This window comes from Gemmatimonadota bacterium (assembly GCA_040388535.1).
Classification (GTDB): Bacteria; Gemmatimonadota; Gemmatimonadetes; order Gemmatimonadales; family GWC2-71-9; genus Palsa-1233.
The window spans coordinates 663,110-684,814 of record JAZKBR010000001.1 but is presented as its reverse complement, the minus strand read 5'-3'; the positions used below and the strand labels follow the sequence as shown (position 1 = coordinate 684,814).

24 protein-coding genes are annotated in these 21,705 nt (G+C 67.0%); 10 read left to right on the top strand and 14 right to left on the bottom strand.

All coding sequences use genetic code 11. The features are described from left to right. Positions 1–2: 2 nt before the first annotated feature. The 6 genes from queA to V4558_03115 are packed head-to-tail and all read right to left on the bottom strand — an operon-like array spanning position 3 to position 4,145. Positions 3–1,061 carry a tRNA preQ1(34) S-adenosylmethionine ribosyltransferase-isomerase QueA gene (gene queA, locus V4558_03140; GenBank protein ID MES2304469.1) on the bottom strand — a complete coding sequence of 353 codons (1,059 nt, stop codon included), beginning with the start codon at positions 1,059–1,061 and terminating at the stop codon, positions 3–5. Beyond that, a complete protein-coding gene (gene ruvB / locus V4558_03135) occupies positions 1,054–2,091 on the bottom strand; it encodes a Holliday junction branch migration DNA helicase RuvB (GenBank protein MES2304468.1) in 1,038 nt (345 codons plus the stop codon). Before ruvB ends, queA begins: the two co-directional genes overlap by 8 nt. A 5-nt stretch (positions 2,092–2,096) precedes the next feature. Further along, on the bottom strand, positions 2,097–2,279 hold the full coding sequence (locus tag V4558_03130; protein MES2304467.1) for a hypothetical protein: 183 nt from the start codon (positions 2,277–2,279) through the stop codon (positions 2,097–2,099). A 5-nt stretch (positions 2,280–2,284) separates the two neighbouring features. Next, positions 2,285–2,881 carry a Holliday junction branch migration protein RuvA gene (gene ruvA, locus V4558_03125; protein MES2304466.1) on the bottom strand — a complete coding sequence of 199 codons (597 nt, stop codon included), beginning with the start codon at positions 2,879–2,881 and terminating at the stop codon, positions 2,285–2,287. Next, entirely contained in the window at positions 2,878–3,375 is a 498-nt protein-coding gene (gene ruvC, locus V4558_03120; GenBank protein ID MES2304465.1) for a crossover junction endodeoxyribonuclease RuvC, read from the bottom strand. Before ruvC ends, ruvA begins: the two co-directional genes overlap by 4 nt. 20 nt (positions 3,376–3,395) lie before the next feature. Then, positions 3,396–4,145: a YebC/PmpR family DNA-binding transcriptional regulator gene (locus V4558_03115; GenBank protein ID MES2304464.1), complete on the bottom strand. Its 750-nt coding sequence runs from the start codon at positions 4,143–4,145 to the stop codon at positions 3,396–3,398. 115 nt (positions 4,146–4,260) lie between these two features. Between V4558_03115 and V4558_03110 the strand changes: the two genes are divergently transcribed. Further along, positions 4,261–4,686, top strand: coding sequence for a hypothetical protein (locus V4558_03110; GenBank protein ID MES2304463.1), 426 nt, complete (start codon positions 4,261–4,263; stop codon positions 4,684–4,686). A gap of 6 nt (positions 4,687–4,692) precedes the next feature. Here V4558_03110 and V4558_03105 read toward each other — a convergent pair whose 3' ends face one another. Then, a complete protein-coding gene (locus tag V4558_03105; protein ID MES2304462.1) occupies positions 4,693–5,088 on the bottom strand; it encodes a hypothetical protein in 396 nt (131 codons plus the stop codon). Continuing rightward, on the bottom strand, positions 5,085–6,098 hold the full coding sequence (locus V4558_03100) for a glycosyltransferase family 9 protein (GenBank protein ID MES2304461.1): 1,014 nt from the start codon (positions 6,096–6,098) through the stop codon (positions 5,085–5,087). Before V4558_03100 ends, V4558_03105 begins: the two co-directional genes overlap by 4 nt. 62 nt (positions 6,099–6,160) lie before the next feature. On the opposite strand from V4558_03100, the gene V4558_03095 reads away from it, so the two are divergent. The 3 genes from V4558_03095 to V4558_03085 are packed head-to-tail and all read left to right on the top strand — an operon-like array spanning position 6,161 to position 10,532. Next, complete coding sequence (locus tag V4558_03095; protein ID MES2304460.1) at positions 6,161–7,726, top strand: response regulator; 1,566 nt, start codon at positions 6,161–6,163, stop codon at positions 7,724–7,726. Positions 7,727–7,740: 14 nt separating this feature from the next. Beyond that, complete coding sequence (locus V4558_03090; GenBank protein MES2304459.1) at positions 7,741–9,549, top strand: ABC transporter ATP-binding protein; 1,809 nt, start codon at positions 7,741–7,743, stop codon at positions 9,547–9,549. Continuing rightward, positions 9,546–10,532 (top strand): glycosyltransferase, encoded by a 987-nt coding sequence (locus V4558_03085; protein MES2304458.1) that lies wholly within the window; start codon positions 9,546–9,548, stop codon positions 10,530–10,532. The genes V4558_03090 and V4558_03085 overlap by 4 nt, the downstream gene beginning before the upstream one ends. Here V4558_03085 and V4558_03080 read toward each other — a convergent pair. Then, positions 10,505–11,425, bottom strand: a complete 921-nt coding sequence (locus tag V4558_03080) for a glycosyltransferase (protein ID MES2304457.1) — start codon at positions 11,423–11,425, stop codon at positions 10,505–10,507. The genes V4558_03085 and V4558_03080 overlap by 28 nt on opposite strands. A gap of 29 nt (positions 11,426–11,454) precedes the next feature. Between V4558_03080 and V4558_03075 the strand changes: the two genes are divergently transcribed. Continuing rightward, the gene (locus tag V4558_03075) at positions 11,455–12,315 is read left to right on the top strand and encodes a hypothetical protein (GenBank protein MES2304456.1); all 861 of its coding nucleotides are present in this window, start codon (positions 11,455–11,457) and stop codon (positions 12,313–12,315) included. Here V4558_03075 and V4558_03070 read toward each other — a convergent pair. Next, the gene (locus tag V4558_03070; GenBank protein MES2304455.1) at positions 12,300–13,325 is read right to left on the bottom strand and encodes a glycosyltransferase; all 1,026 of its coding nucleotides are present in this window, start codon (positions 13,323–13,325) and stop codon (positions 12,300–12,302) included. The two genes, V4558_03075 and V4558_03070, sit on opposite strands and share 16 nt — an antisense overlap. A 118-nt stretch (positions 13,326–13,443) precedes the next feature. Here V4558_03070 and V4558_03065 point away from each other — a divergent pair, with 118 nt between their 5' ends. Beyond that, positions 13,444–14,592 carry a hypothetical protein gene (locus V4558_03065; GenBank protein MES2304454.1) on the top strand — a complete coding sequence of 383 codons (1,149 nt, stop codon included), beginning with the start codon at positions 13,444–13,446 and terminating at the stop codon, positions 14,590–14,592. Between the two features lie 13 nt (positions 14,593–14,605). Here V4558_03065 and V4558_03060 read toward each other — a convergent pair whose 3' ends face one another. Next, complete coding sequence (locus V4558_03060; GenBank protein MES2304453.1) at positions 14,606–15,220, bottom strand: porin family protein; 615 nt, start codon at positions 15,218–15,220, stop codon at positions 14,606–14,608. 42 nt (positions 15,221–15,262) lie between these two features. Beyond that, positions 15,263–15,901, bottom strand: a complete 639-nt coding sequence (locus tag V4558_03055) for a porin family protein (GenBank protein MES2304452.1) — start codon at positions 15,899–15,901, stop codon at positions 15,263–15,265. 124 nt (positions 15,902–16,025) lie between these two features. Here V4558_03055 and V4558_03050 point away from each other — a divergent pair, with 124 nt between their 5' ends. From V4558_03050 to V4558_03035, 4 genes are read left to right on the top strand one after another with little or no spacing between them, the layout of a single operon-like run. After that, positions 16,026–17,219 (top strand): glycosyltransferase family 4 protein, encoded by a 1,194-nt coding sequence (locus V4558_03050; protein MES2304451.1) that lies wholly within the window; start codon positions 16,026–16,028, stop codon positions 17,217–17,219. Next, positions 17,216–18,073 carry an ABC transporter permease gene (locus V4558_03045; protein ID MES2304450.1) on the top strand — a complete coding sequence of 286 codons (858 nt, stop codon included), beginning with the start codon at positions 17,216–17,218 and terminating at the stop codon, positions 18,071–18,073. The genes V4558_03050 and V4558_03045 overlap by 4 nt, the downstream gene beginning before the upstream one ends. Positions 18,074–18,075: 2 nt before the next feature. Further along, the gene (locus tag V4558_03040; GenBank protein MES2304449.1) at positions 18,076–18,852 is read left to right on the top strand and encodes an FkbM family methyltransferase; all 777 of its coding nucleotides are present in this window, start codon (positions 18,076–18,078) and stop codon (positions 18,850–18,852) included. Continuing rightward, entirely contained in the window at positions 18,849–19,994 is a 1,146-nt protein-coding gene (locus tag V4558_03035; protein ID MES2304448.1) for an aminotransferase class V-fold PLP-dependent enzyme, read from the top strand. Before V4558_03040 ends, V4558_03035 begins: the two co-directional genes overlap by 4 nt. 95 nt (positions 19,995–20,089) lie before the next feature. On the opposite strand, the gene V4558_03030 is transcribed toward V4558_03035, so the two are convergent. Beyond that, entirely contained in the window at positions 20,090–21,040 is a 951-nt protein-coding gene (locus tag V4558_03030; protein MES2304447.1) for a hypothetical protein, read from the bottom strand. Positions 21,041–21,395: 355 nt separating this feature from the next. Then, entirely contained in the window at positions 21,396–21,704 is a 309-nt protein-coding gene (locus V4558_03025; GenBank protein MES2304446.1) for a hypothetical protein, read from the bottom strand. Between the last annotated feature and the right edge of the window lies 1 nt (position 21,705).

Genomic DNA, 21,705 nt, shown 5'->3' with positions numbered 1-21,705 from the left:
CCTCACAGGATGCACATCGCGTCGCCATAACTGTAGAACCGGTACCGCTCAGCCACGGCGTGGCGGTAGGCGGCCATGGTCGTTTCGTAGCCTGCAACCGCTGCAACCAGCATCAACAGGGTAGATCGGGGCAGGTGAAAATTCGTGATCAGCCGATCGACCACACGAAAGTGGTAGCCGGGGGTGATCATCAGACGGGTCTCCGCGTGGCCCGGTGTCACCGTGCCATCGTCGCGCGCGGCACTCTCGAGAGCGCGAACCACAGTGGTGCCCACAGCCCACACGCTCCCGCCGCGTTGCCGGCATGCGACGATCGCGTCGGCCAGCGTCACCGGAATTTCGAAACGCTCGGCGTGCATCACGTGTTCCGTGATCGCCTCACCTTCGACCGGGCGGAACGTTCCCGGGCCCACCTCGAGATCGAGCTCGGCAATCGCCACTCCGCGCTCGCGAATCGCCGCGAGCATCTCCGTGGTGAAGTGAAGTCCCGCGGTTGGGGCCGCGACACTTCCTTCGCGATCGGCGTAGACGGTCTGGTAACGCGTCTCGTCGTCGGCGGTCGGGTCGCGATCGATGTAGGGTGGCAGCGGCAAGCGGCCGAATCGTGCAATCGCATCGGCGGCCGTCGCCCCCACGAAGCGCACCTCGCGCATGCCGTCGTCGAGCACCGCAACGGTTTCGACTGCCACGCCATCACCCAGCAGAATCTGCTTTCCTGGCTGCATTGCGCGACCCGGCTTCCCCATGGCGACCCAGCGATCGTCGGTGGCCGGATGAATCAGCAGGATCTCCGCGGGCCCGCCTCCCGGGCGGGTTCCCAGCAGGCGCGCGTGACGGACGCGGGTGGCGTTGACCACGAGCAAATCGCCGGGGGCCATCAGCGAGGGTAGGTCGCTGAACGTGGAGTCCAGTGTGGGGCGCGGCGCCAGCGTCGCACCCACCTCCGCGCGCTCGACAACCAGCAGCCGCGACTGGCCCCTCACCCCGCTGGGCACCTGCGCAACAAGGTCGGGAGGAAGCGGGTAGTCGAAGTCGCTGGCGGTCCACTGCCGCTCAGCCATCGAGCAGGGAGGGCTGGCTGTCGGGTCGTTGCGGCGGCGTGAGGCCGAGGCGACGCCACGCGTGGGCGGTGGCGACGCGTCCGCGCGACGTTCGCTCGAGAAATCCCTGCTGCAGCAGATACGGCTCGTATACTTCTTCGAGCGTCGCGGCGTCTTCGCCGACCGATGCGGCGATGGTGCTCAGGCCGACCGGTCCGCCATCGAACTTCTCGATAATGGTGGCGAGGATCCGGTTATCCATGTCGTCGAGGCCGAACTGGTCCACGTTGAGCCGTGCCAGCGCGGCGGCGGCCACGTCCGAGGTAATCACGCCATCGGCGCGCACTTCGGCGTAGTCTCGCACGCGCCGCAACAGCCGGTTGGCTACACGCGGTGTACCGCGTGACCGCCGGGCAATTTCTGCTGCGCCGTGCTCCGCGATCGAAATGCCAAGGACCTTGGCCGAACGCGTCACGATGGCCGCGAGATCCTCGGTGGGATAGAAGTGCAGCCGCTCGACCAGTCCGAAGCGCGCGCGCATCGGCGGCGTCAGCAGGCCGAAGCGTGTGGTGGCGCCGATCAGCGTGAAGCGCTCGACGTTCATCGGCAGCGTCTGTGCGTGGGGTCCGTCGCTCAATCGGACATCGACGCGGAAATCCTCCATCGCCGGGTAAAGGAACTCCTCGAGCTGCGGGCGGAGGCGATGAATCTCGTCGATGAACAGGATGTCACCGGGGCCGAGGGACGTGAGCAGTCCGACCAGATCGCCTGGCTTCTCGAGCACGGGACCCGACGTGGTGCGGCACTGCACGCCCATCTCGCGTGCCATCAGCATGGCAAGCGTGGTCTTGCCGAGGCCGGGCGGCCCGAAGAAGAGCACGTGATCGAGCTGGTCGCCGCGCTTGCGCGCGGCATCGATGGCGATCTGGAGCGAGGTGCGCACCTGCGGCTGCCCGACGAACTCATCGAGACGCGACGGACGCAGCGCGTTCTCGTTGATCCCTTCGTCGGGGAGCACTGCCGGGGTCGTCACCTCGAGCCGATCGCCCATGGCGGTCAGGCCGCCACCGCGCGCCAGCGCACGGGCGACGCATCGACGCGGACGATGTGCGCGAGGCCACAGGTCACGCAGCGATCGCGCACCTCGGTGGCATCGACATCGACCTGTTTCCGGTTGGTGACGCCGCAGCGGGTGCACTGCCACTCGGCAGTCCGGGCTGGGCGGGAAGTCGACCACATAGGCGTTACGTCCTGGTCAGATCGGTAAGGGCCCGCCGCACCAGCGCGGCAGTCTCCAGCGGGGCACCACCTTCGATGGCCGCGCGCACCGCGGCCTCGGCGGCCGCTGCCGGGTAGCCGAGGGCCCCCAATGCGCGCACGGCATCAGCCGAGGGTGTCGCTGCGACCGCGGCACCGGCGCTGATCGTCACGGGCAGGTCGTCGAGGCGGTCACCAAGCTCGAGCACCAAACGCTCGGCCTTCTTCTTGCCGATCCCCGGCACGCTGGAGAGGACCGCGAGGTCTTTCTCCCGAATCGCGCGCACCGTACGGTCGGGACCGAGGGCCGAGAGCATCGCGAGCGCGATCCGCGCCCCAACGCCGGAGGCGCCCAGGAGTCGGCGGAACACCGTACGTTCGAGTGGAGTGTCGAAGCCGAAGAGCGCCCAGGCATCTTCGCGCACCACGAGTTCGGTGTGGAGCTGCAGCCGCTGGCCCACGGCCGGGAGCCGTTCAAACACCCCGAGCGGCACTTCCACCTGGTAGCCGATCCCGCCGGGCGTCGCGATCACGATCCCCGACGGATCACGTACGGCAAGGATGCCTTCGACGAGTGCGATCACCGCGCCACTCCGCCCGGCCGCGGCGTGATGCCGAGGCGCATGAAATGGGTGAGTGCGATCGCCACGCCATCGGCGGCATCCGCAGGCGATGGGGCGGCCACGAGATGCAACAGCCGCGTCACCATCGCCGCGACTTGCGCCTTGCTCGCGGCACCAGTGCCGGTGACGGCGCGCTTCACTTCGGCAGGGGAGATCTCGGCGGGAACGAGTCCGCCGCGTGCCGCTGCCAGCAGCACGACGCCGCGGGCGTGACCGAGGATCAGCGCACTCCGTGCGTTGCGGCCGTGGAAGAGACCTTCAACCGCGACGGCGTCGGGGCGGTGGCGCTGCAGCAATTCGGTGACCCCGTCGAAAATCACGCTGAGCCGGTCGGAGAGAAGTTCACCGGCCCGTGTTCGTACCACGCCGCATTCCAGCAACCGCGGGGGTTTGCCCGCGATACCACTCACCACGCCGTAGCCCATCGTCGCGGTGCCCGGGTCGATGCCGAGCACGGTCAGCGACCGGGGGGAAGTCAGGCGTCGTCCTCGTCGAGATCGAGGGCGTCCATGTCGACATTCGTGAACACCATCGAGACGTCGTCGAGCTCGTCGAGCACTTCGATGAGCTTGACCAGCTTGGCGCCATCGGCGGCGTCGAGCTTCACCAGGTTCTTCGCCACCATCGCGATCTCCGAGGAGTCGATCTCGTACCCCTTGGCGCGCAGGGCGTCGCTCACCGAGTGGAACGAGTTCGGCTCCGTGCTGACCACGAAGAACTCGCCGTCCGACGTGAAGTCGCTGGCGCCGGCATCGAGCGCGTCTTCCATGGCCTGATCCTCGGAACGCTTGCCGGCCACGAGAATGATCAGTCCCTTGCGATCGAACATCCACGCTACCGAATTGGTCGCGCCGAGGTTGCCGTGGTTGCGCGAAAAGGCGTGGCGGATATCGGCGACGGTGCGATTGGGGTTGTCGGTGGAGCCGTCGATCAGGATCGCCGAGCCGCCGGGACCGTACCCCTCGTACATCACCTCTTCGTAGCTCACACCCTCGAGTTCACCGGTGCCCTTCTTGATGGCGCGCTCGATGTTCTCGCCGGGCATGTTGCCCGCCTTGCCGTCGTCGACCGCCTTCCGGAGCCGCGCATTGCTGTTCGGATCGCCGCCGCCGGCCTTCGCCGCGACGGTGATTTCCCGGATCAGCTTGGTCCAGGTCGAGGCCCGGCGGGAGTCGGTGATCGCCTTCTTCCGCTTGATGGTCTTCCATTTACTGTGTCCAGCCATAGCTCCCTCCTGCGGTCATGCCGGGATCTTAGCCGCCGGCTGGGGGCGCGGCAATGTGCGCGCTCGCCCCGCGCCCCGGCTTGCACCGGTCCTGCTCGGATGGTACGGTTCGGCCATGCGCTATTCCATCTTCGCAACACTGTTGTTCGCGGCAGCCTCCCTTGGGGCCTGCCAGCAAAAGCCCCCCGCAGTGCAGGAGCCCGAGCGGCCACCGGTGGGCAAGGTGCTCCCGAATCTTCCGGTGCCTCCCGACGCTACCCCGCTGACGACCGAAAGCAGCAAAGAGGCGATGCAGTTCCTCTTTACCACGCACGTTTCGGTCGACAGCGTCCTGTCGTATTACCGCGACCTGCTCGGCAAGGAGCCGTATCGACTCATCAACGAGTCGGCCAATGGCGGCGTTACCTCGTTCTACGTCGAGCAGGACGGACCCTCGATGTGGGTCGCGGTGCAGAAGAACGGCGACGCGGGGACGATGGTCACGATTGCGGGCGCGGCGAAGGATGCCTCCGCTCCGAAGCCGGTGCCCAAGAAGCCCTGAAGCTGATCAGGAGGCCGGGGCGCGCCACCCGGCTCGGGACGGGAGCAACACCGCCGCCTGGGCCACGGCCTCACCGGCATCAGCTCCGAGGGCATCCCGGGCGGGCGCGACCAACTGTGCCAGCGCGACCCGGGCACTGTTGGGCGTCAGCTCCTCAAGGTGACCCAGCGCGGTCGTGAGACCGCGAGCCAGGGAGCGCGGCACCGCCAGCGGCGCCAGTCGCTGGGAGAGCAACATCAGGCGCTTGCGATCCTGCTTGTCGGCCGGAACCTCGGCCCGCCCGACCTCCAGCGCCATCCGCACCACCAGCCACACCGCGAAAGCCCCCTCGCGCTTCGGACCCCGTTCGAAGCGTCGCTGCAGCTCGGTGAGCAGCAGGAGGGGCGGGTCCCAGTCGCTCATCGTGGCAACGAGGCGACCGCGGCGGCGACCTCCTCCGGTGTGATCTCGGTCATGCAGCGGTGGTGCCCGAGCGGACAGACTGGCCCTCCGTGCGTGCTGCACGGACGGCAACTGAGTTCGCGCTGGAGGACGGTCGCTCGCGCCCGGTAGGGGAAGAAGCCGAACTCCTCGACCGTCGGCCCATAGAGCCCGACCAGTGGCGTCCCGACGGCCGTCGCGAGGTGCAGGACGCCAGTGTCGCAGCTGACCAGCGCTCGGGAACGCTTGAGCAGTGCGGCCGTTCCGGTCAGCGAAAAACTCCCTGCCGCGCTCGCTGCTGCGTCACCCCCGACCGCCGCAATCGCTTCCGCCGCCGCCCGGTCGCCGGGTCCGCCGAGAATCACCACATCGGCATTCGAGCGGATCCGGCGCATCAGCGCTTCCCAGCGATCGAGCGGCCACCTCTTGGTGAAGTGCGCTGCGCCGGGAGCAAAGGCGATCAGGGTGCGCCGGGTCCCGAGCCCGCGCTCGGCCAGAAAGGTGTCGGCCTCCCGCTCCGCCTCGCGGGTCGTGAAGAACTCGGGCGATCCGCCATCGGGAGTCACGTCGAGGTCGGCAGCGGCCGCAAAGTAGCGTTCGGCCACCGGACCGAGCGCGCCGCCTCGAGCCGCTCCCGACCGAACCAGCATGGCGCGACGCCACCGGTGCTTGGGGTATCCGGTCCAGCGGCCGCCGACGAGCTGTCGGAGCGCGTGGGAGCGGAGCGAGCCGTGCAGATCGAGCCGGTGCGTCCACTCGGTGGCCTTGAGCCGGCGGGCCAGCTCCGGGAGCGAATCCCCCCGCCGCCAGGTGATCAACTCGGTGAGGCGCGGATTGTGACGCAGCGTCTCGGCCATATCCTCGCGCACCACGAACGAGATCCTGGCACCGGGATGCCGCGCCCGGAGGACCCGGAGCAGGGGCGTGGTGAGGAGCAGATCGCCGATCGAGGAGAAGCGGACGAGGAGGATCGCGGGTGGGGCGGCAGGCACGGAAGGAATCTAAGGCCGGCGTCCGTGTTGTCGCGGCCCCAAGCGGCGTCCTACCTTACCCTATGGCCAGACCGCGCAGCATTCTGTGGGTAGATGACGAAATCGCCTCGCTGGATTCCCAGGTGCTCTTCCTCGAGCAGCAGGGCTTCACCGTGGAGCGCGCCACCAACGGCGACGACGCACTCGCCCTGCTCCGCCGCCAGCCGTACGGCGTGGTGCTCCTCGACGAGCAGATGCCGGGCACCCGCGGCCTCGATCTGGTGCCGATGTTGCGCCTCATCGACGGTTCGATGCCGGTGGTGATGGTCACCAAGTCGGAAGAACCCGAGACTCTGCGCGACGCCATCGGCGCCGAGATCGCGGACTACCTCACCAAACCGGTCTCACCGCGGCAAGTGCTCTCGGTGGTGACGCGACTGCTCGAAGGCGATCGCATTCGCCAGCAGCGACTCTCGCGCGACTTCGTCACCCGGTTCCGCGAGCTCGAGGGTCGTCGTGGCGAGACGCTGGCCTGGCGCGAGTGGGTCGAGCTCGTCGCCGAACTTGCCGAGTGGGAAGTGCGCCTCGGCCAGGCCGACGAACCCGGCCTCACCGAGGCGCTGCGCACACTGCAATCCGGCGTGCGCCAGGATTTCGCGCGCTTCATCCGCAATAATTATCCGCGCTGGCTCTCCGAGGGTGGTGGCGATCGTCCACCGCTCTCGGTCGACGTCGTATCGGAGTTCGTGCGTCCGACCCTCGAGTCGCACGGTCGCGTGATGCTCGTCGTGGTCGATTGCCTCCGCCTCGATCAGTGGGCAATGATCCGGCCCCTCGTGGAACGCCATTTCGACGTCGAGGTCGATCACTACTTCTCCATCCTCCCCACTGCCACACCCTACAGCCGGAACGCGATCTTCTCGGGCCTCTATCCGGCCGAGCTGGTGGCGCGCCATCCGACCTGGTGGGACGAGAACGACGACTCGTCACTCAATGCCCACGAAGGGCCGCTGCTCGCCGAACAGCTGCGCGATCTGCTCGGGCGCGACGTACCGGTGTCGTACGAAAAGATGTTCTCGGCCGCGGATGGCGAGGCGATGCTGCGTCGGCTCTCCGGGCACCTGTCGCACGACGGGGTGACCGCGCTGGTGTTCAACTTCATCGACCAGCTCACCCACGGTCGTACTGAAAACGAGGCGCTCTTCGAGGTCGCCCGCGATACGCCGGCATTGCGTGCCCTCACGCGCACGTGGTTTGAGCGTTCCGCGCTCTTCGAGGCGCTCAAGGAAGCCGAACGACGCAAGGTGCCGGTGCTGCTCACCACCGATCACGGGTCGATCCACTGTCACACGCCGACCACCATCTTCGCCCGGCGTGATGCCACGGCGAACCTGCGCTTCAAGTTCGGCGAAGATCTTCGCATCGATGACCCCGAGGGCGCGATCGTCGTCGATGACCTCAAGGGATGGGGACTCCCCGCGCGCACACCAGGCACCAGGATGCTGCTCGCGACCGGCGATCGCTTCTTCGTCTATCCGACCAAGCTGCGGGAATATCAGGCGCGCTATCGCGGTGCCTTCCTGCACGGCGGCGTCTCGCCTGAAGAGGTGGTCCTGCCGGTCGCGCTACTGATGCCGAGGCGCAGTTGAGGTATCGCCCGGGGGTGCGCACGCGCCTCTTTGCCCTGTTGCGCCCGCAGCGACGACTCTTCATCGTCGGGCTTGGCGCGGCTCTCGTGGGCTCGGTGCTTGATGGCGCCACGGCGGCACTGCTCATTCCGATCCTCAAGCTGCAGTTCCCGGGGAACGATAGCTTCGGCGGCAGCAATACCTGGCTGGGGCGCACCCTCGGCCGAGTGCTCGGCCCGATCGTGGATGGCGTCCCGCGCGATGTCGCCACGCTACGACTGGTCGGCATCTTCCTCGGCGCCCTGGCCGTCAAGATCGTCGCGACCTACGTCGCCGCATATCTCTCGGTGCTGGTGCAGGAAGGTGTGGTCAAGGATCTCCGCGTGCGGCTCTGGCAGCACCTGTTGCGACTCGACCTCGGCGTCTTCCAGCGGACCCGCGGCGGCCAGCTCGCCACCGGGCTCGTCAGTGACGCCGATCAGGTGAAGCAGATCGTGGTGGCGGTGCTCGCGGCGTTCTTCCAGAATTTCATTGCGATCCTGACGATGCTCGCCGTGATGGTGGCACTCTCGCCGCGACTCACGCTCGGTGTCCTGTTGCTCGCGCCGATCCTGGTGATCGGCGTCCGGCTGCTGCAGGCGCGGCTGAAGCGCCATTCACGCGCATTCACCCACGAGCGCGGCGAACTCACCGCCACCATCACCGAACGCCTCGGCGCGATGAAGCTGATTCGCGCGTTCGGGGCCGAGCCCACGGAATCGGCCGCGTTCGACCGGCAGGCCGAACGCTACCGGAAGGGCTACGTACGCACGCAGCGATTCGCGCTACTCACTTCCCCGGTGAGTGAGCTGTTCGGCGGCGCGGTGATCATGCTGATCCTCTGGGCTTCAGCGAACCAGGATGTATCGCGCGTCGTGCTCAACGGCCCCGAAGCGATCGCGTTCCTGGTGACGGCCGCGCGCCTGCTTTCGCCCATCAAGGCGATCACTCAGGTTCCGTCGCAACTTGCGATCGCCGAAGCGAGTGCCGAGCGGATCTTCAACATTCTCGACATCCCGGCCGCCGAGATCGACGCGCCGGACGCACCCGCCGCGACCTTCGCAACCGATCTCCACTTCGATCGGGTGAGCTTCGGCTATGACGCCGAGCGGCCGGTGCTGCAGGATGTGACCTTCCGGGTGGCCAAGGGAGAGGTCGTCGCTCTCGTGGGTCCGAGCGGCGCGGGGAAGACGACCTTGCTCGAACTCGTGCCGCGCTTCTACGATCCGCAGCAGGGGGAGATCCGCCTCGATGGCGTGCCGCTGACCGCCCTCTCGCGCGCCTCGTTGCGGTCCCATATCGCCGTCGTGAGCCAGGACACGGTGCTGCTGCACGACACCGTGCGGGCCAACATCGCCTACGGGCGTCCGGATGCCTCCGATGTGGATGTCGAGGTGGCGGCACGCGCGGCGAATGCCCACGAGTTCATCGACGCCCTCCCCGACGGCTACAACACCGTGGTCGGCGAGCGCGGAACGCGTCTCTCGGGAGGGCAGCGGCAGCGGATCGCCATTGCCAGGGCGCTGCTCCGCGACGCGCCGATACTGATTCTCGATGAGGCCACCAGCGCCCTGGACACCGAATCGGAGCGACTCGTGCAGGAAGCCATCGACCGACTGATGCAGGATCGGACCGTGCTGGTGATCGCCCATCGGCTCGCCACGGTGCGCGATGCCGACCGCATCCTCGTCCTTGATGGTGGGCGAGTGATCGAGTCCGGATCGCACCAGGTATTGCATGCCCAGGGCGGCCTCTACCGCCGCCTCCACGACCTGCAGTTCTCCGCTGCCGAGGTGATGGCGTGACCACCGAACGTTCGGTGCTCTTCGTAGCAGAATTTGATGATGCCGGCCACGCGCACTCGGCCCAGCAGCGCCGCGCGCTCGAACGGCTCGGCGCGCGCGTCGCGACCTTCGACCTCAACGCGAAGCCGTCGCTGCTGCAGCGCTTCCGCGCCGGCGACCTGAGCAAGCGGCTCGAGAAGGTGCTCGATGACCAGGATCCCGAGCTGGTGCTGGTGCTCGGCGGCGATCCGCTCGAGGAGTCCCTGGTCGACAAGCTGCGCGGCCGCTCGCGGGCCCGCTGGATCAACTGGCTTCCCGATGACCTGCGTACCGTGTCGAGTGCGACGCTGCTGGCCAGGCCCTACGATCATATCTATGCCATCGGTACCGACGTCGCGGCGGAAATTCACGAGCGCCTCGGTCGCACGGTCGATGTCCTCTCGCGCGCGGCCGATCCGTCGATCTATCGCCCGATCCGCACCAAGGACCAGTACCGCGCCAATGTCGTCTTCGCCGGGGCTGCGACACCGCGCCGTGAACGGCTGCTGAGCGAATTGGTCGAGTTCGGGCTCGCCGTCTGGGGACCGGGATGGCGCAAGACAGCGCTGCGGGACTATTGCCGCGGCGAGGCACCGAGCACCGACGCCTACGTCAAGGCGTACGCGGGGGCGAGCGTCGCGATCAACATTCATCATGTCGCGGTCGAGGGTGATCCGCGCGAGGCGTCGTGCAACCAGCGCGTGTTTGAACTGGCGGCCATGGGAGCGGCGCAGGTGGTCGATGATCGCGGCGATCTGCCGCGTGCCTTCCAGCCCGACCGGGAAGTGGTCGTCTTCCGCGATGCGGCGGACCTGAAGCATCGTGTGCGCGACCTGCTCGAGAATCCGGGTGAGGCCGAACGTATTGGCGCGGCCGCGCGCGCGCGGGCGCTGCAGGACCACACCTACATGCACCGGCTTCGCCAGCTCCTCCTCGATCAGCCTCGGCCGCTCACTCCCCGATAGAGCTCGACGTAGCGTTCGGCCATCACCCGGTGGGTGAACGCCTCGAGCACGCGCGCGCGAACGCCTTCGGGGTCGAGCGTGGCGAGCCCCGCTCGCAACGACACCAGCTCCTCGAGGGTGTCTCCCATCGCTCCGCTCTGTGCGGTGATTACCTCTGGCAACGCGCCGCGGCGCGTGCCGAGTACCGGCGTGCCGGAGACCATCGCCTCGATCGTCGTGAGTCCGAACGGCTCATCCCACAGGGCAGGCACCCAGAGACAGGCGGCGTCCGCGAGCAGCTGGACCTTTTCCGATCCGCCGATCTCGCCGACGAACCGGAGCCCCGGTCGCAACGACGGTCGCCATCCGCCGGCAACCACCAGTTTGCGATTGCATTCGCGCGCTCCTTCCACTGCCCAGCGCCATCCCTTGACCGTATGCAGCCGACCGAGGAAGAGGTCGAAGTCCTGCTTGACGGGGAGGAACTGGTATTCCGCCGGATCGAGCCCGTTGTGCACCCAGCGGGAAATGCCGTGTCGCGCGGCGTGATTCGCCGACAGCGCCACCGTGCTCTCGGGAAATTTCCGTCCGGTTTCACCATTCCCGTGAAAGGTCCACAGGAAGGGAACACCCTGCGGTGGCCGTTGCAGCGGCACGTGCGCGTGCAGGATGTCGACGCCGCGCGGAAGCAGCGGCGTGAGATCGGGGCCGCCAGGAATGGCCGAGACCTTCGGGTCCACCGGAACCAGCGTCGCCTCGGCGACCTGACTGCCCGGGGCGGCGAGGAGAGTGACTTTGTGCCCCAGCTCGGCCAGGCCGCGCGCCAGCCAGACCACGACGCGCTCGGTCCCGCCGTATTTCCGGACTGGCAGGCGGGCCGGGTGATAGAGGGCGATGTGGAGTGTGCTTGCCATCAGGCCGCGGTTGGTGGAGTTTGAGCGCGATGGATATATCCGGCTTCACCATGGTCCGCAACGCCACCATCCTCGACTTCCCGCTGGAGGCGAGCATTCGCTCGCTGCTCCCCGTGGTGCGCGAGGTGGTCGTGAACGTCGGCGCTTCCGAGGACGACACCCGCGATCGTGTGCTCGCCATCGGCGATCCGCGGATCCGGATTCTCGATACCACCTGGGACTTCACCCGCGGCCCGGCGATGCTCGCGGACGAGACCCAGCGCGCGATGGCCGCGTGCCGCTCGCCCTGGGGGATTTACATCCAGGCCGATGAGGTCCTCGCGGACGGGGCCGCGGAGATGCTGCGCGATGTCATCCTCGCTCGCGATGCGGACGCGCGTGTCGAAGGCGTCCTGGTACGCTATCGCCATTTCTATGGCGGATTCGACACCGTTGCGGCGAACCGGAGCTGGTATCGTCGCGAAACCCGGGCGGTCCGGCTGGGGAGCGAGCATCGGATCCATTCCTTCAGGGATGCGCAGGGCTTTCGCGTCGGCGATGACAACCGACGGATCCGGTCGGCCACGAGCGACGCGATCATGCATCACTACGGCTGGGCCCGCCCCGCCTGGGCGCTGGCGGCGAAGCGGAGCGAAGACCTCGCGATCTATCCGTGGCGGCGCGAGCAGGATCAGGCGCGCCCGCTGTTGCCGTGGTTTCCCGGGATCCGCCCCTTCGTCGGGGCGCACCCGGCCGTAGTGCAGTCGTGGATCGAGGCCCGCCGCACCACCGAGCGTCTCATCGAACCGGTTCGCTGGCAAGGGCATCACGCGGCCTTTCTGTTGTCGGATCTGGTGGAGCGAACCACCGGCTGGCGGCCCTTCGAGTATCGCAACTACGTGCCGGTCTGATCAGCGGATTCCAGCGGCTGTTCGCGTCCCGTCAGCAGCAACGGCAGCCGGGCGTCGTAGCTGTGATGCGCCAGCGCGTGCGCCCTGCCGCGCAGCGCCATCGCCCGGCGCTCCTCGGGATGCTCAAGTAGCTCCCGGATGACCGCAATGCACTCGTCGGTGGTGTGATACCAGCGACAGTGCTCCCGGTCGCGAGCGAGGGCCTCGATCCCCGGGACGTAGGGGCCGACATAGGCCCCGCCGCACGCCATCACCTTCCACATCCGGTCACTCGCCGAGGCATGTTCACCATCCTGTGCCGCGACCGAGTTGGCGCCTAGCGATACCGCCGCCGCCCCAACCACCTCGGCAAGACGGGTGGTGTAGATGGCGCCTCCCACAACCGGAAGTGTGACCGGCGCATCCTGCCACCCGGGTCCGCGAATCTGCAGGGTGAAGTGTCGCGCGACCTCTTCCAGCAAAGGCCAGCGGTAGGGATACTGTCCTGAGCCGACGAACGACACGTCGCAACGGTCCTCATCACGCAGACGCGTCGCGGGCTTCTCGAGGTCGGCGTCGAGCGCCTGCGGCAGGAAGCGCACCGTCTTCACACCGAGCGCTCGGTAATACTCTCGCTGGTTCGCGTAGGTGGTGTACATCGCATCACAGAGGCGGGCCAGCTCGGCGACACCGGGAACTTCGTGGGCATCGAAATACCAGAAGGCCGACGCACGCCCGTCGAGGAGACGCGAGAGACGCTCAGGGCCCAGTAGCCACGCGTGCCGGGTGCAGAGGATGAAGTCGGGGTCGAATCGCTCGATGGTACGTCCGATCCAGGCGCGACCCAGCCCCCCAAATCGGCGAACCTGCCGCAGTACATCGAAGGGCTCAGAAGTCAGGCCGAGGCGCCGGGCGGCACGGACGATGGCGTCCTCGCTGCGATACGGTGCCCACGCGCCGACAACGGCGAGGCGTCGCCATGGCAGGGGGCCGGCTGCGGGCGCTTCGGGGAGAGTGTGGCGCGACGGCATCAGGGGCTCAAGATAGCGCGACAATTGCGCGAGAACCGCGACAGGGCGATCTTCTCGGCTCGCACCCCCCGGTGCGTACCCCCAACAAACCGATGCTTTGCGTGACGGGAGCGAGTGCATGCCACTCTTCCGACGAGTGCTGTTGTGTGCCAGCCTGCTGCTCGCTGCGTGCGGAGACGCCGCAGAGACGCCGCTCGCGCTGGTGCAGCCCGCCCCGCTCGGCGAGGATTTCGGCGCGGCGCTCGTCCTGCCCCTCACGCCGCTGGTACCGCTCACCCGGCTGGCGATTCCCACCTTCGAAGGGTCGGGCCAGGCGGTACACCCCGATGTGGTGCGCTTCCCCGCGCCATGGCACGGCTGGGAATACTGGATGGCGTACACGCCCTATCCCGGTTCGAGCGAGGCGATGGAGAACCCGTCGCTTGCCGTCTCCCACGATGGGGTCAAATGGGAAATGCCCGCCGGATTTCCTGATCCGGTGGTGGCCAAACCCGCGAGCGGCTACAACTCCGATCCCGACCTGACCTACGATGCGACGGCCGACCGGCTGGTGATGATCTATCGCGAGGTCCGTGATGGGCAGAACATCATCAAGGCGATTTCCTCGGGCGATGGCCGCCACTGGACGCTGCCGAGGGTCACCTTCCGGCGTCGCAACCACGGCATCGTCTCGCCGACCCTTGCGGCCCGCCCCGGTGAAGCGCCTGCCGTGTGGTACGTCGATGCCGGCACCAGCAAGTGTCGCAACCGGGTGACTCGCGTGATGACGCAGCGCGGCTCCGGTATGGCAGGCGTCGAGCCGGCGCGCCCGGAAACCGGCTGGGATGGGGCTCGTCAGGTCAGGTTGCGCCAACCCGGCTTCTCGGTGTGGCACATCGATGTGACCTGGGTGCCAGCACGCGGGGAGTACTGGGCGATCTATCCGGCGAATCGGAACTACAGCTGCTACGGCCGGGACCTCTTCTTTGCCCGCAGCTCCGACGGCGTCAACTGGACGACCTATCGCACGCCCGTGTTGCAGCGGAGCGATGCCGACTGGGTCCGTGGCTCACTCTATCGCGGCTCGTTGCTGTACGATGCCTCGCGTGATGCGATCCGCATCTACCTCTCGGCCTCGGCGCCCGGTTCGATCTGGCACCTCGGCTATGTCGAATACCGCTTCGCGGATTTCCTTCGCGCCCTGGAACGCAATCCGGGAGTGACGCCGACTGCTGCGGCATCACTCCCGGCTGCTGGACCGATTGCCGACGCCCGGATGGATCCGTAGCGTCGCCGGTGCGTTAGAGCGAGATCCCGACCATCGCGAGGAGGGCCTTGTTCTTCACGGATTCGCCCGGATCCGAATTCTTGGCAACGTTCGTCAGGCCGAGCTCGTACCGAACGCTGATCGAAAGCCGCTTCGCCGCAACGCCGGCGCCGAACATCGCGCCCACGTCGGTGCTCTTGACGTTGACGTCGACGTCATCGCAGTTCGATGAGACCGAAACGTTACCGCTACTCCCCGAGACCTTGCACGACGCCTTGACCGCGATCGCCGGCCCCGCCATCACGAACGGGCGCGTGCCCGCGGTGCCGAACTTGGCGCGGAAGAGCAGGGGGAGTTCCACGTACGAAACCTTCAGGCTCGCCGCCTCCGATCCCTCGGTGAACTTGCTTCCCTTCTGGATGTAGAGCAGTTCGGGAGCGAAATCGAGGTCCTTGCTGATGGTGTGTACCATCGAGAGGCCCGCGGCAAAGCCCGTTCTGGACTTGAACGAAATCGACGCGCCGCCGCCACTCGCGGTCATATTGGAGCTCACACCACCGGCCACAATGCCGAAATGGCCCTGGGCCGCGAGCGGCGCGAAGCCGGCTACCGTGATCACTGCGACTGTCGACATCAACTTGCGAATCATGCAACTCTCCGAGCGAGGGGGAAGGAACGGACCTGCGGGAAATCAGAACCGGATTGCAGCCACCGCCGAGACGGTGCGGGTCTTGATGCCGAGATTGGACGTCGAGCCTGACTGCACCGACTCGATCGCATTGGTGAGGCCCAGGTCGCCGCGAGCGCCGATCGAGAACTTGCCGAACTCGATGCCGGCTTCAACAATACCACTCACCTCGGTGGACTTCACGGGATCCTCGCTGGCACCTTCGGCGCAATCTGTCCCGCTGTAGCTGGAGGTTGTCGGCTGCGCGAGCTTGCAACTCACCTTGAAGCCGATCGCCGGACCGGCGCCGACATAGAGGCGGCTCTTGCCGCTGCCAATACCCAGCCGAAGCACGAGCGGAACCTGGATGTAGTTGAGCTTCACTGTCCCAGCTGTGGTGCCGCTCGCGCTCTCGCTCTTGGCGCCCTTGCCGGTGTAGTAGAGGCCGGGCTGCACCGCGAAGCCCATCGCGCCGATGCGTGCGAAACCACCGACGATATAGGTCGAGTAGTTCTTGGCGTCTTCCACCAGGTCGCCCGTGAACGTCGACAGCGACGCGCCACCGGTGATCCCGAAGGAGATCGACTGCGCCTGCGACGCGCGGAGTGGTGCCAGAGCGAGGAGAGCAAGCAGCGGGAGGGCCAGACGCGAGCGATGGATCATTGGGACTAGCTCCTTTGAGGGTGCATGAATGTCGCGGCCAAAACGGACGGAGTGCGCGGCAAGTTTCAGGCTGCAACCGATCCGCCCCGGTGTAAGTTTCTCGATTCCCCAGCCCAAGCGGACCGTGGCCCCAGGCAACCTTCCACACGACCTCCTCTTCGCCTACGATTTTCCGCCGATGGGTGGCGGGATCGCCCGCTGGATGGAGGAACTCACCCGGGGCTATCCCGCTGGCGAGCTCCGAGTCTCCACCGGTCTCCTTCCAGGTTGGGAACAGTCGGATGCCACTCTCCCCAATCTGGTCGACCGGGTTCACGTGGATTCGGGCCGCCTCAAGACGGTTCCCGGCCTGCTCCGCTGGTCCCGACGGGCCGCGGTGCTGGCGCGCGATCCTTCGGCGCGGTTCGCCTGGTGCGGCAACATCCGGCCGGCCGGTTATGTGGCGAAGTGGGCCTTCGAGCGCACGGGTCTGCCATACGGCATCATCGTCTACGGTGGTGACCTTCTTACGATTCGCTCGAAGACCGAACGGTCGCGCTTCAAGCGGGAGATCTACCGCCCGCTCCTCGATGCCGCGGCCGTGTATGTCGCCCCATCGCAATACACCGCCGAACGCTGTCGCGAGCTGCTGCGCGATCTGCGTCTCCCCGCGGCTGCGGCGCGCGTGCGCGTGGTGCCCCTCGGCACCGACCCGGCGCGGTTCGCTCCGGATCCCGCTGCTGGTGCGGCTTTCCGGGCGCGGCGTGGTCTTCCCGACGGTCGCTGGCTCGTCACGGTGGCGCGTCTGGTGGCGCACAAGGGGATCGATTCCGCGATCCGTCTCCTCGCGGCGCTGGTGCTGCAATGTCCGGAGCTGCACTACGCTGTGGTCGGGCGCGGGCCGTACGAGGCCGAGCTGCGTCGCCTCGCCGAGTCGCTCGGCGTGGGGAACAGGGTGCACATTCTCACCGACGTGACCGACGAGGAGCTCCCGGCGGCTTTCGCGTCGGGCGAGATTTACCTCGGTCTGTCGCGCCTCTCGGGCCTCGACGTCGAGGGCTTCGGGATCGCGCTGGTCGAGGCGTCCGCAACCGGGTTGCCGGTAGTCGCAGGGGCCAGCGGCGGGATCGCTGATGCCGTCGCCGATGGCGAAAGCGGCATCCTCGTCGATCCGGCCGATCACCTTCAGGCGACCGACGCCGTGCGTCACCTGCTCGGTGATCCGTCTCTGGCAGCACAGATCGGATCGGCGGGTCGTGCGCGGGTCCTGCGGGAATTCACCTGGGAGCGCGTCGTGCAGCATATGCGCCACATCGCGATCGAGCTCGGCCGCCGGTGAGTCAGGCCCCGTTCCGTGCGCTGCTGACCAGTCGCTGGCGTCGCGACCTCTTCTTCCGCGTTGGCGTCGTGCTGGTGCTCGTGATTATCGTCGCCGCGATCCTGGCGCCCTGGCTCGCTCCGCACGATCCCTTTCGCGGCGATCTCGCCAACGATTCGCTCGCCCCACCTGGCGGCAAGTTCCTGCTGGGGGCTGATGCCCAGGGGCGTGACGTGCTCTCCCGCGTGCTCTACGGCGCGCGCATCTCACTCCTCGTCGGCATCGTGTCCCAAAGCGTCGCAGTCCTGCTCGGTGTGACCCTCGGCCTCGTCGCCGGCTACTATCGCAAGGGAATCGATCTGCTGATCATGCGCCTCGCCGACATCACGCTGGCCTTTCCTTCGCTGCTGCTGCTCATTGCCGTCGCGGCAGCAGTGAAGCCGTCGCTGCCCGTGATCTTCGTGGTGATCGGTGCGGTGGGTTGGGCCGGGATGGCGCGCCTCGTCCGGGCCCAGGTGTTGGTGCTGGCGCGAAGCGACTACGTCAATGCTTCGCGGGCACTCGGCGCGACCGATCGCTGGATCCTGCTGCGTCACCTCCTGCCGAACGTGCAGGCGCCGGTGATCATCACGGCCACACTGGGCATCGCCGGAGCGATCATGGCCGAGGCGGCGCTCTCGTTCGTCGGGCTGGGAGCGCAGCCGCCGACGCCGAGCTGGGGTTCGATGGTCTCGGAAGGACGTGACCTGATCCGGGTGGCGCCGTGGGTATCGGTGGTGCCCGGACTTGCTGTCGGAGTCGCCGTGCTCGGCTTCAATCTCGTGGGTGATGGTTTGCGCGAAGCCCTCGATCCGACGCTGGAGCGAGGGCGCTAGCCGTGGGAGTCATCGCCAAGGCACGCCGGATGTGGCGCTACGGGACGCAATCGCGCGCCCGCTTCGGCGTCGTCGAAGGGACTCGGGTCGCCTCGTCGCTCGCAGATGCCGAGTATCGACGCCCGGCGGGCGAAGTCGTGCCGGTGCGAATCCCGGGATGGCAGGTGCCGGTGCTGCTTCGTGCGCGTTCGAGCGATATCGAAGTGTTCCGTCAGCTCTTCATCGGTGGGGACCTCGAATTTGCGCTGGCGGGCACGCCCGCACGGATCGTCGACGGTGGCGCCAATATCGGGCTCGCGTCGCTCATCTTTGCCGCGCGCTGGCCGGACGCGCAAATCGTCGGGGTCGAGCTCGAGCCCGCCAACTTCGCCCTGGCCCGGCGGAATTGCGCGCATCGACCGAACATCGATCTGCGGAACGGCGCGCTCTGGGGGAGCTCGGGGTCGGTCGCGGTGGTGAATCCCGATGCCGATGCCCATTCGTTCCGTGCCGAGATGTCGGCTGGCGCAACCGACATTCGCGCGTATCGCGTCGGTGAATTGCTCGACACGCTCGGCTGGGACACGGTCGATCTGGTGAAGCTCGACATCGAAGGCGCCGAGCGCGTGGTACTCGGTGATGCCGACGCGTGGCTGCCGCGGGTCCACCACCTGCTGGTGGAGCTGCACGACCGCTTCGAACCAGGGTGTACCGACGCGTTCGAGGCCGCGGTGAAGCGCGACGAATGGCAAGTGCAACGCCAGGGGGAATATCTTCTGGCCTCACGGAGACGCGGATGAGCGAGCAGCTGGACGAGTTGCGGCGAATCGAGTTCGGCGCCCTCAACGATGGCGGCATCTTCCTCAACAGCGCGAGTATTGGTCCGTTGCCGGCGCGCAGCGTGGCGGTGCTCGGCGCTGCCAATCGTGATCGGGCCAGGCCCGCGATGTGGCCGGTCGAGCGACTCAACGCCATTCTCTCGGAGTCGCGCTACCTCGGCGCACGGCTCGTCAACGCGCACGAAAGTGAAATTGCGCTGATGCCCAACACCACCACGGGTTTGAACGTGGCGGCTCACGCGCTGCCGCTTGGTGATGGCGACGTCGTGCTCACCTTCGATGGCGAGTTTCCGAGCAATATCTACCCCTGGCTCACGCTCGCGCACAAAGGGGTGACGCTCGAGAAGATTCCCCGTACGGCAGAGGGGTGGCCCGACGAGGCGCGGCTGCACGAACGGCTCTTCGATCCGAAGGTCAAGGCCGTTGTGGTCTCGCTGACGCAGTTTGCCAATGGATACACCGTCGACCTCGCGGCGCTCTCGAAAGCCACGCGTGCCCGCAACATCTACCTGGTGGTCGATGCGATTCAGGGTGTGGGTCACGTGCCGGTCGACGTACAGGCCACCCCGGTGGATTTTCTTGCCTGTGGCGCGCAGAAATGGCTCCTCTCGCCGTGGGGCACCGGCTTCCTCTATGTGCGGAAGGAGCTCTGCGCCACGCTCAAACCGACCTTCGCGGGGTGGGCCGCGTTCATGGGCACCGATGACTACTCGCGCCTGACCGCTTACGACCCGCGCCCGTGGCCCGATGCCCGGCGCTTCGAGCTGATCACGTTGCCGGTGCAGGACTTCGCGGCGATGAATGCCTCGGTGGGATTGTTGCTGCAGGTCGGGATCGACGCCATTGCAGCGCATACGCGGGCGCTGCAGGCTCCGCTGATCGACTGGGCGGCCCGCAGCGGCGCCCGAGTGACCTCGCCACAGGGCGCGCGCGGCTCGGCGATTCTCTGCCTGCGCCCGGCAGGAGACGTGGCGAAGCACTACGAGCGCCTGCAGGCCAACGGCGTGCAATGCTCGTTGCGCGAGGGGTCGATCCGGTTGAGTCCGCATCTGTTCAACACGATCGCGGAGATGGCGCGGATTGAGGGGCTTCTCGCGGGGTAGTGCCAGGCGGTCAGGGGAAAATCAGAACGCCGCCGCTCGATGGTCCGAGCGGCGGCGTTCTGCTTGTTCAGTCGTGCTGTTGAAGCGACCTGGAATTACTTCCCGGTCGGATTCGGACAGACGCGGCCGTTGACGTCCTGCATCGCCTCGAAGGTCGCCTTCAGACCATCGTAGTTCCCGCCGGGGAACACGGCGTTGAACGCGTTCACGACATCGGTAGGCGTCATGCCATAGTTGTTCACGCCCAGCGAAACGGCGTTGAAATAGGCGCTGACAGTCGCACGGCCCAGGGCGGTGAGACCACCACCACCGGTCGACAGAACGGTCTGCATGCTCTGGCCCGGGAACGCATTCTCGAACACGGAGCTGAACAGCGTCGTCTTGCTAAAGCCGGCCGGGAAGTTGTGGTTCTTCCAGTACCCCGGCGAGCAACCCTGCAGCGCCGGTGGCGGCGGTGGCGGCGGTGGCGGCGGTGGGGGCGGCGGCGGCGGTGGCGGCGGCGGCGGTGGCGGCGGTGGCGGCGGTGGCGGTGCTACGAAATTGTCGTACGTGATCCGCCAGCCGTGGTACGAGTTCGCGAAGAGCTGGGTGACGCCGGTGGTGTAGTCCTGATCGCTCGGCGGCACCGGGAGCCCGGTATTCACGTTGATGTTGGCGAACCGCGCAGCGGCCGACACGAAGCCCGCAGACGTCTCGGTAATCGTCGTGAACGAGCCCATGTTTGCGGCATCGAAGTCTTCGACGATGACCTTGCAAGTGCCGGTCGGGACGGTGACCGGGCTGGCGATCACGGTGGGGTTACCCCCGCCGTTGGCCAGTGTGTTGACAATCGTGAAGGTCCCGTCAACGTTGCCGGTCTTGCAGAGCACGATCTTGCCGACTGTGGGCTCGGTGCCCGGAACGACGGGATCGCCGACCGCGAACTGCGGCCTGGAGGCCGCGGCCTCCGTGCCAGTTGGGCTGACATCGCTACCGCAAGCGGTCAGGCCGACCGCTCCGGCAGCGGCGAGCACCGTCGCCAGCCTTCGAAAGACAGAGTTGTCCATACACTTCTCCGTTGGGGGGTACAGCTTCGCCAGCAGAACCGGACCCGCCGCAGGCGCCCTCGGCCGAGTCAGGTCGGAAAACCGACCCGACTGTCGATCGGAGGAGCGAGTTCTTTGGCAGGAGCAAGAACTGGACGGGGCAATTCACGTACCGTGAAAATCTCGATGTAAACCATTTGTTAGCAATGACTTGGCTAAATGCCAGAGCGCCGTTTTGTGGTGTTGTTCCCGCGATTCTGTTGCGCGTACGCCACAAGTAGGCCGTCCAACTTCAATGCGGGTAGTGTTGCGGAGGGGCCTTCGGCCCCCGATGCGGGCGGGGGCCGAGCGTCTGCGAAGGCTGAAGGTCAAACCGCTATCGCTTCGGGAAGGCAGCCCAGTTGTAGACCGTGCCGACCAACCGCCCGAGCGCATAGCCGATCACGAAGGCGTAGACGAACCCGAGGAATGCGCCCGGCCAGGTCACCCGGTAGCCCGGGAGATACACTGACAGCAGTCCGAGATGCGCGCCGACATTCTCGCCGCCCTTCACGACCAGCACCACCGTCGCGATGAAGAGGCCGAGACCGAGCAGCATCCCGAACGAGACGCCCCACGCCTGTGAATTGAGTCGGAGAATCGCCCGCCGGACTTCGCGTTCCTCTTCCTTCGTCAGCTCCGTCATA

Bases quoted from the DNA above. Each gene is read 5' to 3' on its own strand.
- V4558_03080 (MES2304457.1), bottom strand. From the start codon at position 11,425: ATGGCAAGCACACTCCACATCGCCCTCTATCACCCGGCCCGCCTGCCA.
- V4558_03035 (MES2304448.1), top strand. From the start codon at position 18,849: ATGAGCGAGCAGCTGGACGAGTTGCGGCGAATCGAGTTCGGCGCCCTC.
- ruvB (MES2304468.1), bottom strand. From the start codon at position 2,091: ATGGGCGATCGGCTCGAGGTGACGACCCCGGCAGTGCTCCCCGACGAA.
- V4558_03095 (MES2304460.1), top strand. From the start codon at position 6,161: ATGGCCAGACCGCGCAGCATTCTGTGGGTAGATGACGAAATCGCCTCG.
- V4558_03110 (MES2304463.1), top strand. From the start codon at position 4,261: ATGCGCTATTCCATCTTCGCAACACTGTTGTTCGCGGCAGCCTCCCTT.
- V4558_03030 (MES2304447.1), bottom strand. From the start codon at position 21,040: ATGGACAACTCTGTCTTTCGAAGGCTGGCGACGGTGCTCGCCGCTGCC.
- V4558_03060 (MES2304453.1), bottom strand. From the start codon at position 15,220: ATGATTCGCAAGTTGATGTCGACAGTCGCAGTGATCACGGTAGCCGGC.
- V4558_03070 (MES2304455.1), bottom strand. From the start codon at position 13,325: ATGCCGTCGCGCCACACTCTCCCCGAAGCGCCCGCAGCCGGCCCCCTG.
- queA (MES2304469.1), bottom strand. From the start codon at position 1,061: ATGGCTGAGCGGCAGTGGACCGCCAGCGACTTCGACTACCCGCTTCCT.
- V4558_03065 (MES2304454.1), top strand. From the start codon at position 13,444: ATGCCACTCTTCCGACGAGTGCTGTTGTGTGCCAGCCTGCTGCTCGCT.
- V4558_03105 (MES2304462.1), bottom strand. From the start codon at position 5,088: ATGAGCGACTGGGACCCGCCCCTCCTGCTGCTCACCGAGCTGCAGCGA.
- V4558_03075 (MES2304456.1), top strand. From the start codon at position 11,455: ATGGATATATCCGGCTTCACCATGGTCCGCAACGCCACCATCCTCGAC.
- V4558_03025 (MES2304446.1), bottom strand. From the start codon at position 21,704: ATGACGGAGCTGACGAAGGAAGAGGAACGCGAAGTCCGGCGGGCGATT.
- V4558_03130 (MES2304467.1), bottom strand. From the start codon at position 2,279: ATGTGGTCGACTTCCCGCCCAGCCCGGACTGCCGAGTGGCAGTGCACC.
- V4558_03115 (MES2304464.1), bottom strand. From the start codon at position 4,145: ATGGCTGGACACAGTAAATGGAAGACCATCAAGCGGAAGAAGGCGATC.
- V4558_03055 (MES2304452.1), bottom strand. From the start codon at position 15,901: ATGATCCATCGCTCGCGTCTGGCCCTCCCGCTGCTTGCTCTCCTCGCT.